Source organism: Actinokineospora sp. NBRC 105648 (assembly GCF_030269645.1).
Classification (GTDB): domain Bacteria; phylum Actinomycetota; class Actinomycetes; order Mycobacteriales; family Pseudonocardiaceae; genus Actinokineospora.
This window is the reverse complement of the sequence record NZ_BSTR01000024.1, coordinates 25,484-39,111: the sequence shown is the minus strand read 5'-3', so window position 1 is coordinate 39,111 and position 13,628 is coordinate 25,484. Positions and strand designations below refer to the sequence as shown.

At 72.3% G+C, this 13,628-nt stretch carries 14 protein-coding genes; 11 read left to right on the top strand and 3 right to left on the bottom strand.

Going from position 1 to position 13,628, the window contains the following annotated elements; genetic code table 11:
- Together wzt and glfT1 are read left to right on the top strand one after the other, a co-directional pair.
- Positions 1–792: a galactan export ABC transporter ATP-binding subunit Wzt/RfbE gene (gene wzt / locus QSK30_RS21095; RefSeq protein WP_285505112.1), complete on the top strand. Its 792-nt coding sequence runs from the start codon at positions 1–3 to the stop codon at positions 790–792.
- Positions 789–1,688, top strand: coding sequence for a galactofuranosyltransferase GlfT1 (gene glfT1, locus QSK30_RS21090; RefSeq protein ID WP_285505111.1), 900 nt, complete (start codon positions 789–791; stop codon positions 1,686–1,688). Before wzt ends, glfT1 begins: the two co-directional genes overlap by 4 nt.
- A gap of 65 nt (positions 1,689–1,753) precedes the next feature.
- Here glfT1 and QSK30_RS21085 read toward each other — a convergent pair whose 3' ends face one another.
- The gene (locus QSK30_RS21085) at positions 1,754–2,260 is read right to left on the bottom strand and encodes a DUF6817 domain-containing protein (protein WP_285505109.1); all 507 of its coding nucleotides are present in this window, start codon (positions 2,258–2,260) and stop codon (positions 1,754–1,756) included.
- A 92-nt stretch (positions 2,261–2,352) separates the two neighbouring features.
- Here QSK30_RS21085 and QSK30_RS21080 point away from each other — a divergent pair, with 92 nt between their 5' ends.
- Positions 2,353–2,619 carry a hypothetical protein gene (locus QSK30_RS21080; RefSeq protein WP_285505107.1) on the top strand — a complete coding sequence of 89 codons (267 nt, stop codon included), beginning with the start codon at positions 2,353–2,355 and terminating at the stop codon, positions 2,617–2,619.
- A 107-nt stretch (positions 2,620–2,726) separates the two neighbouring features.
- Here the strand turns inward: QSK30_RS21080 and QSK30_RS21075 are convergent, their stop codons facing one another.
- Positions 2,727–3,197: a GtrA family protein gene (locus tag QSK30_RS21075; RefSeq protein ID WP_285505105.1), complete on the bottom strand. Its 471-nt coding sequence runs from the start codon at positions 3,195–3,197 to the stop codon at positions 2,727–2,729.
- Positions 3,198–3,278: 81 nt separating this feature from the next.
- Between QSK30_RS21075 and dprE1 the strand changes: the two genes are divergently transcribed.
- From dprE1 to QSK30_RS21035, 8 genes are all read left to right on the top strand, one after another.
- Entirely contained in the window at positions 3,279–4,646 is a 1,368-nt protein-coding gene (dprE1, locus tag QSK30_RS21070; RefSeq protein WP_285505104.1) for a decaprenylphosphoryl-beta-D-ribose oxidase, read from the top strand.
- Complete coding sequence (dprE2, locus tag QSK30_RS21065; RefSeq protein WP_285505103.1) at positions 4,643–5,398, top strand: decaprenylphospho-beta-D-erythro-pentofuranosid-2-ulose 2-reductase; 756 nt, start codon at positions 4,643–4,645, stop codon at positions 5,396–5,398. Before dprE1 ends, dprE2 begins: the two co-directional genes overlap by 4 nt.
- Before the next feature lie 62 nt (positions 5,399–5,460).
- On the top strand, positions 5,461–5,967 hold the full coding sequence (locus QSK30_RS21060) for a YbaB/EbfC family nucleoid-associated protein (protein ID WP_285505102.1): 507 nt from the start codon (positions 5,461–5,463) through the stop codon (positions 5,965–5,967).
- A complete protein-coding gene (locus QSK30_RS21055) occupies positions 5,964–7,550 on the top strand; it encodes a WXG100 family type VII secretion target (protein WP_285505101.1) in 1,587 nt (528 codons plus the stop codon). The genes QSK30_RS21060 and QSK30_RS21055 overlap by 4 nt, the downstream gene beginning before the upstream one ends.
- A gap of 15 nt (positions 7,551–7,565) precedes the next feature.
- Positions 7,566–8,306, top strand: coding sequence for a hypothetical protein (locus QSK30_RS21050; protein WP_285505100.1), 741 nt, complete (start codon positions 7,566–7,568; stop codon positions 8,304–8,306).
- Between the two features lie 3 nt (positions 8,307–8,309).
- Positions 8,310–8,954 carry a hypothetical protein gene (locus QSK30_RS21045; protein WP_285505099.1) on the top strand — a complete coding sequence of 215 codons (645 nt, stop codon included), beginning with the start codon at positions 8,310–8,312 and terminating at the stop codon, positions 8,952–8,954.
- 88 nt (positions 8,955–9,042) lie between these two features.
- Positions 9,043–12,156 (top strand): AfsR/SARP family transcriptional regulator, encoded by a 3,114-nt coding sequence (locus tag QSK30_RS21040; protein WP_285505097.1) that lies wholly within the window; start codon positions 9,043–9,045, stop codon positions 12,154–12,156.
- An 82-nt stretch (positions 12,157–12,238) separates the two neighbouring features.
- Positions 12,239–12,679 (top strand): hypothetical protein, encoded by a 441-nt coding sequence (locus QSK30_RS21035; protein ID WP_285505096.1) that lies wholly within the window; start codon positions 12,239–12,241, stop codon positions 12,677–12,679.
- Positions 12,680–12,688: 9 nt separating this feature from the next.
- On the opposite strand, the gene QSK30_RS21030 is transcribed toward QSK30_RS21035, so the two are convergent.
- Entirely contained in the window at positions 12,689–13,612 is a 924-nt protein-coding gene (locus tag QSK30_RS21030) for a decaprenyl-phosphate phosphoribosyltransferase (RefSeq protein ID WP_285505228.1), read from the bottom strand.
- Positions 13,613–13,628: the final 16 nt, after the last annotated feature.

The following is a 13,628-nucleotide window of genomic DNA, read 5'->3' as shown; positions in this document are numbered from 1 at the left end:
ATGGTCAGCATCGAGGTGCGCAACGCCTCCGTCGACTTCCCGATCTTCGACGCGAAGACGCGGTCGCTGAAGAAAGCCGTGCTCGGCAAGGTCGGCGGCAAGATCGGCACCGACTCCCGGGTCCCGATCATCGAGGCCCTGCACGACATCAACCTCACCCTCAACGAGGGTGACCGGGTCGCCCTGGTCGGGCACAACGGCGCGGGCAAGTCCACGCTGCTGCGGCTGCTCGGCGGGATCTACGAGCCGACCATCGGCACCACCGAGATCAAGGGCAAGATCGCGCCGGTGTTCGACCTCGCGGTCGGCATGGACCCGGAGATCTCCGGCCTGGAGAACATCATGATCCGCGGCCTGTTCCTGGGCATGTCGCGCAAGCAGATGGAGGCCAGGGTCGAGGACATCTCCCAGTTCACCGAGCTGGGCGACTACCTGAACCTGCCACTGCGCACCTACTCCACCGGCATGCGGGTGCGGCTGGCGCTGGGCGTGGTCACCTCGATCGACCCGGAGATCCTGCTGCTCGACGAGGGCATCGGCGCGGTCGACGCGGCGTTCATGGCCAAAGCCCGCGACCGGCTGGTCGACCTGGTGCGCCGCTCCGGCATGCTGGTCTTCGCCTCGCACTCCGACGACCTGCTCTTCGAGCTGTGCAACACCGCGATCTGGATGGACGAGGGCCGGGTGAAGATGCACGGCTCGCTGCGCGAGGTGCTGACCGCCTACAAGGGCCGCGACCCGTTCGAAAGCCTCAGCGAGGACGTCCTGGAGCGGATCGGGGAAACCCGGTGAGCACCCCGCTGGCCGCCGGGGCGGTCGTCGCGGTCGTGGTCACCCGGCACCGCCGGGGGCTGCTGTCGGACTCGCTGAAGGTGATCGCCGCCCAGACCCGGCCGCCGGACCACCTCATCGTGGTGGACAACGGCCCGGACGACCCGGCCCGCGACATCGTCGAGTCCTGCCCGCTGCCCTCGACCTACGTCGTCTCGCACCGCAACCTCGGCGGCGCGGGCGGGTTCGCCCTGGGCATGCTGCAGGCGCTCGCGCTGGGCGCGGAGTGGGTGTGGCTGGCCGACGACGACGGCCGCCCGGCCGATGAGAACGTGCTGGCGACCCTGCTGGAGGTGGCCGAGCGGCGCGGGCTGGCCGAGGTGTCGCCGGTGGTCACCAACATCGACCAGCCGGAGAAGCTCGCCTTCCCGCTGCGCCGCGGCCTCACCTGGAAGCGCAGCGCCGACCAGCTCGGCGAGGACTTCCTGCCCGGCATCGCCTCGCTTTTCAACGGCGCCCTGTTCCGCGCCGACACCCTCGACGTGGTCGGCGTGCCGGACTACCGGCTGTTCTTCCGCGGCGACGAGGTGGAGATCCACCGCAGGCTGGTGCGCTCGGGGCTGGCGTTCGGCACCTGCCTGCGCGCGGCCTACCTGCACCCGGACGGCTCCGACGAGTTCAAGCCGATGCTGGGCGGCAAGCTGCACGCGCAGGACCCGGAGAACGAGGTCAAGCGGTACTACACCTACCGCAACCGCGGGTACCTGCTCTCCCAGCCGGGGATGCGCAAGCTCGGCGCGCTCGAGGTGTTCCGGTTCGGCCTGTACTTCCTGGGCACCAAGCGCGACCCGAAGGCCTTCCTGGAGTGGCTCAAGCTGGTGCGCAAGGGCAGGCGGGAACGCTTCTTCCGGCACTAGGCCGCCGCTGCCACGGCGTCCTCCGCACGACCACGCGGCGGCGGGCCACCTGGGGAGCAGCTCGGCTAGAGGCGCTCCAGCGCCTCCACCGCGGGCAGGCTCGCGTACGCCGACCAGGCGCCGAGCCTGCTCTTCACACTCGTCGCGTAGCGCCTGCGCAGGTGCGGGCTGTGGCCCATGATGTCCAGCTCGTTGGCGTAGGTCAGCTCCACGATGTCGCGCAGCCGGGCCGCCTCCACCGGTGACTCCCGGCCGGTGAACCGGTCGCGCAGCACGCCGGTGAGCAGTCGGGGGTAGCTGAAGTCGCGGTCCAGCGCGCCGTAGGAGTACACGATCGACTCGGCCTCGGCGCCGAGCAGGTCGGCCAGCACCGCGCGCTCGTCGGTGGAGACCAGCGCGTGCGGGAAGCCGTCGGTGCCGTAGGCGGCGTGCGCGAACCCGGCGGTCTGCAGGGCGGGCCGGGCGCCCCAATCGGCCAGCGCGTCGCGGGTGCGGCCGAGGTGGGCGAGCAGGGTGCCCCCCGGGTGGGCCAGTTCCCGCGCTCCCCTGGCGGCCAAGAACTCCTCGATCATGATCCGCAGGTTACGCCGTGTCCGCTGTCAGCGGATCCGCTGATAGTGAACTTTCCTTGCACGCCAACGGTTTCCTGTGGTCCAGTCAGTCCATGAGCGATTCGAGGCAAGCGTTGCTGCTGCACCTGGCCAGTGGCGGCGAGCCGCTGGTGTTCTCCCTGTCCGACAAGAGCGCCAAGAGCCTGGCCGCCCGGCTGCCGGTGCTGCTCGGTTCCGGCGGCGTCGACACGCTGGAACTGGCCGACGGCACCACGGTGGCGGTGAGCTTCGCGCACGTGGCCACCGCCCACCTGGACGTGCTGCCCGCGCACGTGCGCGTCTACGGCACCCCGAACAAGAAGAGCGGCTTCGGCACCTGAGCGGCTCGCGCCGAACCGAACCCGCCTGAGCCGACTGAGTCGCTTGCGCCGTCAGGGCTGTCAGCGCCGTCAGGGCTGTGCGGGCCCTCGTGCCCCGTCGCGGCCGATCAGGCCCCGACCGGCTCGCCGCCGGTTGGGGCCTGGCTGCGGAAGACGACCGTGCGCAGCAGCACGAAGTTGATCGCGGTGCCGACGCCCTGGGCCACGATCCAGGCCACCGCGTACTCCCAGCGGAAGGTCGGCAGCACGGTGAGCATCAGCGCGTTCGTGCCCACGTTGACGAAGAACGTCACCGTGTAGAGCAGCGCGAACGCCCCCGCCTGGCTCGCGCCGCGGTCGGCCGCGTCGGTGAAGGTGAACCGCTTGTTGAGGAAGTACGCCGTCGTCGTGCCCAGGATGAAGCTGATGGCCTTGGCCGCGTGCACCCACAGGCCGCTCTGCAGCAGCAGCCAGTAGCTGCCCGAGTCGACCAGCGCGCAGAACCCGCCGACCAGGACGAAGCGCACCAGCTGCTGGAGCAGCCCGGAGCGCGCACTGGCCGCGCTCTCGATACCGCTGTCGTTCCGCACCTCGGTCATGACGTCCCGTCCTGTGTGTGGCACCACCCGACCGCGGGGACAAGTCTAGGAGCGCCCGGCGGCCCCGCTACCCTGGACCCGGTGGAGCCAGGAGAGTTCGAGACCCGCACGCTGACCGGCTGGGGACGGACCGCGCCCTCGGTGGCCACGGTCGCCCAGCCCCGCACCGCCGACGACGTGATCGCCGCGGTCGCGGCGGCGGGCCCGCGCGGGGTCATCGCCCGCGGCCTCGGCCGCTCCTACGGCGACCCGGCGCAGAACGCGGGCGGCCTGGTCGTGGACATGAACGGTGTCAACCGGATCCACTCCATCGACGCCGACACCGGCCTGGCCGTGCTCGACGCGGGGGTCAACCTCGACCAGCTGATGCGGGCCGCGCTGCCGTTCGGGCTGTGGGTGCCGGTGCTGCCGGGCACCCGCCAGGTCACCATCGGCGGGGCCATCGGCTCGGACATCCACGGCAAGAACCACCACTCGGCGGGCAGCTTCGGCAACCACGTCCGCGCGCTGGACCTGCTCACCGCCGACGGCCAGGTGCGCACGCTGACCCCCGACGGCCCGGAGGCGGAGCTGTTCTGGGCCACCGTCGGCGGCATGGGCCTGACCGGCGTCATCCTGCGCGCCACCGTCGCCCTCAAGCACACCGAGTCGGCGTACTTCATCAGCGACACCGACCGCACCGCCAACCTCGACGAGACGCTGGCGATGTTCTCCAACGGCTCCGACGACAACTACGACTACTCGATGGCGTGGTTCGACTCGATCTCCACCGACGGCAGGCTCGGCCGCGCGGTGTTCTCCCGCGGCTCGCTGGCGAAGCTGGACGAGCTGCCCGCGAAGTACCGGAAGAACCCGCTGCGCTTCGACGCGCCGCAGCTGCTGACCCTGCCGGACGTGTTCCCCAACGGGCTGGCCAACAAGCTGACCTTCCGGCTGCTCGGCGAGGCCTGGTACCGCAAGGCGCCCAAGCAGGGCCGCGGCCAGGTCATGAACCTGACCGCGTTCTACCACCCGCTCGACCTGTTCGGCGAGTGGAACCGGGCCTACGGCTCGCACGGTTTCCTGCAGTACCAGTTCATCATCCCGTTCAGCGCCGACGCCGAGCTGCGCTCGATCGTGCGGCAGATGGCCGAGTCCGGGCACGTGTCGTTCCTCAACGTGCTCAAGCGGATGGGCGCGGGCAACCGCGCCCCGCTGTCCTTCGGCACCCCGGGCTGGACGATCACCGTCGACTTCCCGATCGTGCCCGGGCTGCACGAGTTCTGCGCCCGGCTCGACGAGCAGGTGCTCGCCGCGGGCGGTCGGCTCTACCTGGCCAAGGAATCCCGCACCGCGCCGGAGACCTTCCACCGGATGTACCCGAGGCTCGACGAGTGGCGCAAGGTGCGCGACGCGGTCGACCCGGACGGCCTGTTCACCTCGGACCAATCGCGAAGGCTCGGACTTTGATCAACGCAGTCGGCACCCCGCAGTCCCTGCTCCTGCTCGGCGGCACGTCCGAGATCGGGCTCGCCATCGCGGAGAACTACGCCCGCCAGCGCCCGCTCAAGGTCGTGCTGGCCGCGCGGCCGTCCGAGCGCCTGGACGCCGCGGTGGCCAAGCTGCGCGGCCTCGGCGCCACCGTGCGCACGGTGGCCTTCGACGCCCGCGACCTCGACTCGCACCCCAAGGTCGTCGAGGAGGCGTTCAGCGACGGCGACATCGACGTCTCGGTGGTCGCCTTCGGTCTGCTGGGCGACGCCGAGCAGGCCTGGCAGGACCACGCCAGCGGGGTGGAGCTGGCCCAGGTCAACTACACCGCGCCGGTGTCGCTGGGCATCGCGCTGGCCGAGCGGCTGCGCAAGCAGGGCCACGGCTCGGTGATCGCGCTGTCCTCGGTCGCCGGGGAGCGGGTGCGCCGCTCGAACTTCGTCTACGGCTCCACCAAGGCCGGCTTCGACGGCTTCTACCTCGGTCTGGGCGAGGCGCTGCGGCCGGAGGGCATCACCGTCACGGTGGTGCGGCCCGGTTTCGTGCACACCAAGATGACCGAGGGCATGAAGGCCGCGCCGATGGCCACCACCCCGCAGAAGGTCGCCGAGATCGCCGTCGAGGCGGTGCGCAGGCGCAAGGACCTGGTGTGGGCGCCCGGTCAGTGGCGCGCGGTGATGTCCGTGCTGCGGCACATCCCGCGGCCGATCTTCCGCAGGCTGCCCATCTGACGAATCCGGCCGTGCGCCCCCTGGGCCGCCGATAACATCACCCGGACGAGTCAGGGGGGCTGATGGCGATCGACGACGCCAATTTCCAGCAGGCCATGCGCCACTTCGAGGACCAGGCCGCGCGGGCGGCGGGGCTCAAGGACCGGATCGCCGAGCTCAAGGGCAGTGCCCGCAACACCGACGGCTCGGTCACGGTCACCGTGGCCCCGTCGGGCGCGGTGCTGGGCCTGGCGCTCACCCCGGCGGCGATGAACCGGTCGCACACCCAGCTGACCCAGGAGATCCTCGGCGCCATCAGGCAGGCGACCCAGCAGGCCGCCGCGCTGGTGGAGGAGACCGTCCGCCCGGTCGTGGGGGACGCGTACTACCAGCAGTTCCAGGACGCCCTGCGCGCGCACGCACCGGCCGTCGAACCACTCGGGCCCACGACACCGCCCCCGCCGGGATCGCTGCCGGTACCGGCGGCGAGCGACCCCGGGCCGGTCCGCCAACCCCGGCCGCCCCGGCCCGCGCGGCCCGACGACGACGGCGACTTCTCCGACGAGAGCGTCTACGGGGGCACACCGTGACCGGCTTCGGCGTCGGCGGCGGCGCCCTGCTCGCGCACAGCGAGGGGTCGCACAAGCAGTCCGAGAACCTCGCCGGGCTGGCGAGCCTGCTGGAACAGGCCCGGGTCAGCGACGACTGCTTCGGGCCGCTGTTCTTCTACTTCAAGGACAAGTACGCCGACTCCCTGCAGGAGTGCCAGGGCATGGCCAAGCAGGCGGCGGCCTACCTGGAGGAGATCTCGGGGGCGGTCCGCGACACCGCCACCGCCTACGGCGCGACCGAGTCGGACAACGCCTCCGGGCTCGCCGACATCGACACCGGCGTGGGCGACCTGGGCAAGCTCAACCACGCGGGTGACGCCGACCGCAAGTCCGACTTCACCCAGGCGAGCACCTACGGCAGCTCCTGGGCCGACGCGGGCTACAACGCCGCCACCGCCGACGCGTCCGACCCGCCCGCCGCCGCCTTCGCCGCGTTCAACGCGCGGGTGGAGCAGATCCAGCTGGTCACCAGCCCCGGGCAGGCGTTCATCGACAACGGCCTGGGCTGGCTCATCTCGATCGTGATCAGCCCGCTGGTGAACCTGGTGCTGGAGCCCGCGCTCGGCGACCCCGAGCAGATGCGCAGCACCGCCAAGGGGTGGCAGGACGTCGCCGACTGGCTCAACACCGTCGCCGACCACGAGGACACCCGCGCCCAGTCCACCGGACCGGCCTGGCAGGGCGCCGCGGGTGACGCCTTCCGCGCCCAGATGACCGAGTTCGGCGACGGCGCCCGCGCGATGTCCGGCGACATCGACGAGATCGCCGGGGTGCTGGAGACCGCCGCCACGATCTTCGACACGTTCGTCCAGGTCGTGGTGGACATCATCCAGGAGCTCGTGCTCGGCCTGATCATCGAGTGGCTGGCCGCGCTGGCCGCCTCCTGGATCACCTTCGGCGCCTCGGCGGGCGTGGCCACCGGGCTGACCGCGACGCAGTCCGCGCTCACCGCCACCCGGCTCGGGCAGAAGGTCGCCAAGCTGGCGCACCAGCTCAAGCCGCTGATCACCAAGTTGGAGGACCTGCTCAAGGGGCTGCGCGGCGGCAAGCTCAGCGGGGTCATGGACAAGGCCAGCCAGCTGCGCGGCGCGAAGGTGATCGGCAGGCGGATCAAGGCGAACCCGATCACCAACACCGCGTCCGCCTTCGACAACACCCGGGACGCGCAGCGCGCCCTGGACAAGGCGAACGAGGCCATGGACGCCGCCCGCGCTACCGGCAACAGCGCGAAGATCCGCGAGGTGGAGGACGGCGTGCTGGCCGCGGCGAACAAGAAGATGCGCAACGCCGCCGACCGCCGGACGACCTCGACGCACACCCGGTTCGGCAAGGACGCCACCGGCGAGGAGGCCCTGGCCCAGCAGGTCGTCAAGGCGGGTCTGGGATACCTGGGCCCCACAGGTACGACCAGAACCGGCACGGCGGTCTGGCGCGGCACGCTGGAGAACGTGCCCGGCGCGGCCGTCGAATGGGGTGCGGGCGAGGTCTACGACCACGCCGCGGACCCGTCCACCCCCGAGGAACGCAAGGCCGCGCAGCAGCGCGGCTTCACCACCGACTGAGACCGCCGGGAACCGATGACATCCCTCTACGCCGACGTCGCAGGTCCGGCCATCCACGCTCGGACCCTGCTCGGCGACTCGCCGGAACCCCTGCTCTGGGCCGCTGCCGCCTGCGCCTACGGCGTCGACAACCGGCCGTTCGAGGCAGCGGGCAGGCCGCAGGTCAACTTCCGGGTCAAACCGGACCTCGGCAAGCGCGCCCTCGACGCCCTCCTCGACTTCGACTCCGAGGAGGGCGACGGGGGAGCCCCGGACAGACCCACCCCGGACGTCGTGATCGTGGGCCGCGACAAGGACGCGCTGGCGATGCGGTACGCCCTGCGCTTGATCGGCTACGGCGACCACCTGTGGGTGCTGACGCCGAACCGGCTGCACATCGCCATCCGAGAGCAGCCGCCCCTGCCCGCACCACCACCGCCGCCGCCGGAGCCCGCGAAGAAGTCCAGGTGGGGGATCCTCGGCGACATCGTCGAAGCGGGCGTCGAGGTGGGCAAGGACGCCGCGGCCGCGCTGACCAAGCCGATCGACAAGCTGGAGCCCTCGCCCGAGGTCCGCGCGCTGACCCCGGTGCTGGACGTCCCGCGCACCGAGATCGCCGGTTTCTCCGTCGCGGCGCGGGGGTTCGCGCACAAGCGGTCCGCGTGCCTGCGGATGCAACTGGTCGACGGCTCCGGTTTCGACCTGTTCTTCGGCGCGGGTAAGGAGCCCGACCAGTACGAGCGCCTGCTGGCGCTCACCAACGGCGCCCCGGAGTGACGAATGCACATCGATGAGGACCTCAGGCGGTGGTGGACCGAGCCCGGCGAGGTGGTCCGGGTCGCGACCGACGCCAGCAGGCGGAACGTGGGTTCCCGGGTCGCCGGGCGGGTCCGGGTGCCGCACCCCGTCCCGGCCGGTGCCGAGGAGACCACCGGGATCGACCGGAGCTACCCGGACCCCAGCAGCTTCACCACCGCGGGCCGGTTCGCCGCGAACGAGTGGGCCGATGACGACACCCTGTCCTGGTGGGCGCAGGCGGCCGATCCCGACCGGGACGCGGTGCGCGCCGCCGACGCCCTGGCGATCGGGCTCGGCGAGACCGGGATCGCGATCACCACCCGGCGGTTCGCCGTGCTGCTGCCCGCGAAGTTCCTGGTGAGCAGGCAGGAGGAGCTGCGGACCGCCCGCCGGGAGAAGGGCCTCCTGCGCCAGGCCGCGTCGCACGTGAACGACTTCATCGGCCGTGGTTCGTGGCTGGTCGGCGACCGGGTGGTGTCGGTGTGGGAGATCGAGGTGGAGCGGGTGCTCGGCTGGTCCCCGGTGCTGATCGGGCGCGGGTTCCCGTTCGCCCGGGTGCTGCGGGTGGACTTCGTGGACGGGTCGGTGCTCTACGGGCGGACGGGGCCGCGCGACTTGATCGAGTGAGCGCCGGGCGGGGCGCGACATTGTGGGTGACTAATTCCCCGTGAGCGCCGATAGTGGTCATTGAGCACACTGACCTGGGGGTAGAGACGTGCGCATACTGGTCTTGGGGCCGGTCGAGCTGAGATCGGACGATTCGGGTGATTCGGTCAACCTGGGCGGACCCAAGCCCAAGGCGCTGTTGGCCGCGCTGCTGTTGCAGGTCCGACAGGTGGTCTCGACCGAGCGGTTGATCGATCTGATCTGGGACGAGTCGCCACCGGCGTCGGCGAACGCCCTGGTGCACACCTACGTCTCGCTGTTGCGCCGCGGCTTCGCCACGGCCGACCGGCGAGCCGCGCTGGCCACCCGGGCACCCGGGTACCTGCTCGACGTCGACCCGACCGACAGCGACCTGGAGAGCTTCGAGAACAACCTCTACGCCGCCCGCCACGCCGAGCGGCAGGTGGACCACGAGACCGCCGCGGGCCTCTACGACCAGGCGATCCGGCTGTGGCGGGGGCCCGCGTTCGGCGGGATCGAGGCCGACTTCGCGCGGTCGCAGTCGGCCTCGCTGGCCGAGGAGCTGCTCAGCGCCGAGGAGGGCCGGGCGCGCTGCCACCTGCGGCAGGGCCGCGCGGGCGAGGTGGCCACGCACCTGCGCAGGCTGGTCAGCGCGCACCCGCTGCGCGAGCAGGTGCGCGGGCTGCTGATGCGCGCGCTGTTCGAGAGCGGCCGCCAGGGCGACGCGCTCGCGGTCTACCGGGAGGGCCGGGCGCACCTGCTCGACGAGCTGGGGGTCGAGCCGGGCGAGGAGCTGCGCAGGCTGCACAGCGCGATCCTCGACGGCACGCTGCGCCCGATGGACGGCGCCGAGCCCAAGCGCCGGGGCGCCGGGGCCGCCGAGGTGCGGGCGCGGACCGAGGAGCAGCGGGCGGTCCCCCGGCACCTGCCGCCGGACGTGAGCGACTTCACCGGCCGCGACGAGCAGCTGGCGACGATCACCCGGCTGCGCGAGGCCGGGGCCGCGGGCACGCCGACGGTCGTGGTGTCCGGGTTCGCCGGGGCGGGCAAGTCCGCGCTGGCCGTGCACGCCGCCCACCGGCTGCGCGCGCACTACCCCGACGGCCAGCTCTTCGCCGACCTGCGCGGCTGCGAGCGCGACCTGGGCGCGTTCGAGGTGCTCGGCCGCTTCCTCGGCGCGCTCGGCGTGGCGGGCGCCGACCTGCCCGCCGACACCGACGACCGGGCGGACCTGTTCCGCAGGCAGGTCAACGGCAAGCGGCTGCTGATCGTGCTGGACAACGCGCGCAGCGAGCGGCAGGTGCGCAGCCTGCTGCCCGGCGACCCGAACTGCCTGGTGATCGTCACCAGCCGGTCGCGGCTGACCGGCCTGCCCGAGACGGTGCCGGTCGAGCTGGACTTCTTCAGCGCCGAGACCTCGGTGCGGATGCTCAGCAAGATCGTCGGCGCCGGTCGGGTGGCCGACGAGCCCGCCGCCGCCGACACCATCGCCGCGCTCTGCGGCGGCATCCCGCTGGCCGTGCGGGCCGCGGGCGCGAAGCTGCTGGCCCGCCCGCACTGGCCGCTGCGCGCGCTGGCGAGCAGGCTCTCCGACGAGCGGCGCAGGCTCGACGAGCTGGCCGTCGGCGACCTGGCCGTGCGCTCGAGCCTGCGGCTGAACTACGTCGAGCTCGACGACCTGCACCGGCACGCCTTCCACCTGCTGACCCTGCTCGACCTGCCGGACTTCGGCTCCTGGCTGGCCGCGCCGCTGCTGGAGATCCCGCTCGACGACGCCGAGGACGTGGTCGAGGCGCTGGTCGACCTGCGGCTGCTGGAGGTCGCCGGGATCGACGCGATCGGCCGGGTCCGCTACCGCTTCCACGACCTGGTGCAGCTCTTCGGCGCCGAGCACGCGGTGCGCGACGAGCCCGCCGACGCGGTGGCCGCGGCGGTCTGCCGGACGCTGGCGACCTGGATGGCGCTGGTCGACTCGGGCGCGAGCAAGCTGCCCAGGGTCACCCTGGGCCTGCGGCCGACGGTGCAGCCCGGCGTCGAGCTGGACCCGCGGCTGGTGGCCGAGACCGAGGACGACCCATCCGGCTGGTTCAAGTCCGAGACCTCGGCGGTGGTGCGCGCGGTGGAGCGCGCGCACGAGCTGGGCATCGCCGAGATGACCACGATGCTGATCACCTCGCTGCTGTCCTCGCCGTTCGCCGCCCGCAACGAGTTCGACGGCTGGCAGCGCACCCACGAGGTGGCGCTGGCCGCGGCCCGCGGCAGCGGCGACACCCAGGCCGAGGCGACGGTGCTGGCCGGGCTGGGGCAGCTCTACTACGAGAAGGACGAGTTCCCGCTGGCGCTGTCCTACTTCGCGCAGGCCTCCGAGCGGTCCGCGCAGGTCGGCGACGACGCCACGCTGGCGGTCGCGCTGGTCGGGATCGGCACGGTCTACCGCGACCTGGGTGACTTCCCGCTGGCCCGCGACCACCTCGCCCGGGCCACCGAGATCGCCGAGCGGATCGGCGACACCGGGGTGGTCGCCGCCGCGTGCTACGGGCTGGCCGCGAGCCAGCGCGACCTCGGCGACATCCCGGAGGCCATCGACCGGTTCACCCACTGCGCCCACAGCTACCGGGCGCTGGGCGACAGCCGCGGCGAGGGCCTGGCCCTGCGCGGGCTGAGCCTGTGCCACCGCGCGGTCGGCGAGTGGGGCCGCGCGGCGCGGCTCAGCGAGGAGGCCGAGGTGATCCTGCGCGCGTCCGGGGACGTGCTGGGCGCGGCGTACGCGGCCCAGTCCTCGGCGAAGGCCCGGATCCGGCTGGGTGAGCCCGCCGGGGTGGCCGAGGCGCTGGCGGACTGCCTGCGGCTGTGCGCGCGCCAGGGCGACCGGTTCGGCGTCGCGCTGGTCACCCGGACCCTGGGCGAGCTGGCGCTGGCCCAGGGCGACCTGCTCAACGCCCGGGCGCTGCTGTCGGACGCGCTGACCCGCTGGACCGAGCTGGCGCTGCCGCTGTGGCAGGCGCGGACGCTGCGCGACCTGGCGGCGGCCGAGGCCACCGACGCCCCGGAGGCGGCGCAGGCGCACTGGCGGCGGGCGGTGGAGCTGTTCACCGAGGCCGCCACCAGGGAGACCACCGAGCTGGCCGACCTGTCCCCCGCGGCCTGGCTGAGCGCGGTCCGCGCGGGCAGCACCAGCCGGGCCACGCTGCCGAACCCGTGACCGGCCGGGGCCTGTAGGCGATCTATAGGCCCCGGTCCGGTTCCTGGAGGAATTCTCCACCCGGGTGGCCCAGCCTGGCGGCATGGCGATATCCGGCGAGGACCCCCTGGTCACCAGGGCGGAGGTCATGGAACGCGCCCACAGCTGGGTGGTGTCGGCCGTGCCGCACAGCAGGCGGGCCAGGCACCGCAACGAGTTCGGCGACTACCGGACCGACTGCGCGGGCTACGTGGCGATGGCCTGGCGGCTGACCGAGGGCACCGAGGGCGGCCCGCGGGTCGAGGTGATCGCCGAGCTCAGCTCGCCGATCACCAAGACCGAACTGGCCGCGGGCGACGTGCTGCTGCGGGCCACCGGGCCGGGCCACGTGGCGATCTTCGAGGACTGGGTGGACCAGGCCGGGAACAGCTTCTGGGGCCTGGAGCAGCGCCCCGGCCTGGGCGCGGTACGGCGGCGGATCCGGTACCCGTACGAGAACTCGTCCCGGCACTACCAGCCGTACCGCTACCTCAACATCGTCTGAGGGCGCCGCTCAGAGGTAGATCGAGAGGGCCAGGCAGGCGACCCAGGAGAAGCCGAGGACCTGGAGCACCCGGTCCTTGAGCGCGATGTCCTCCGGCGAGCCCGCGTGCCCGCTGTCCACGTCGACCGCGTAGCGCAGCACGGCGATGACGAACGGCACGATCGAGATGACCGCCCAGACCGAGTTGTGCGGGTTGCGCTCGCGGATCTCGAACGCCCACAGCGAGTACGTGGTGATCATGATCGCGGCCGCGGTGGCCCACACGAAGCGCAGGTAGCTGCTGGAGTACTTCGACAGCGACGCGCGGATCTTGGCCCCGGTGCGCTCGAAGAGCATGATCTCGGCGTAGCGCTTGCCGGAGACCATGAACAGCGAGCCGAACGCGGTGACCAGCAGGAACCACTGGGACAGCGGGATGCCCGCGGCCACGCCACCGGCGATCGAGCGGAGCAGGAACCCGGAGGCCACGATGCACAGGTCGATCACCGGCTGGTGCTTGAGCCCCAGGCAGTAGCCCAGCTGCACCGCGGCGTACACCGCGAGCACGATCGCCAGCGGCCAGCCGGCCAGCAGCCCGACCAGCATGGCCGCCACGAACAGCACGCCCGAGGCCACGTAGGCCAGCCGCACCGGCACGATCCCGGCCGCGATCGGCCGGTTGCGCTTCTTCGGGTGCTCGCGGTCGGCCGCGACGTCGATCGCGTCGTTGACCAGGTAGACCGCCGAGGACACCAGGCAGAACGCCGCGAACGCGATCGCGGCGTCGACCAGCACGCCCTGCTCGAAGATCCGCTGGGCGGTGAACGGCGCCGCCAGCACCAGCACGTTCTTGACCCACTGCCGCGGGCGGGCGGTCTTGACCAGGCCGACCAGCATGTTCGGCTTGGCGGTCTCGACCTTCGTGGACTCCGACTCCGACTCCGACTCCGACACCGGGTCCTCCTCGACC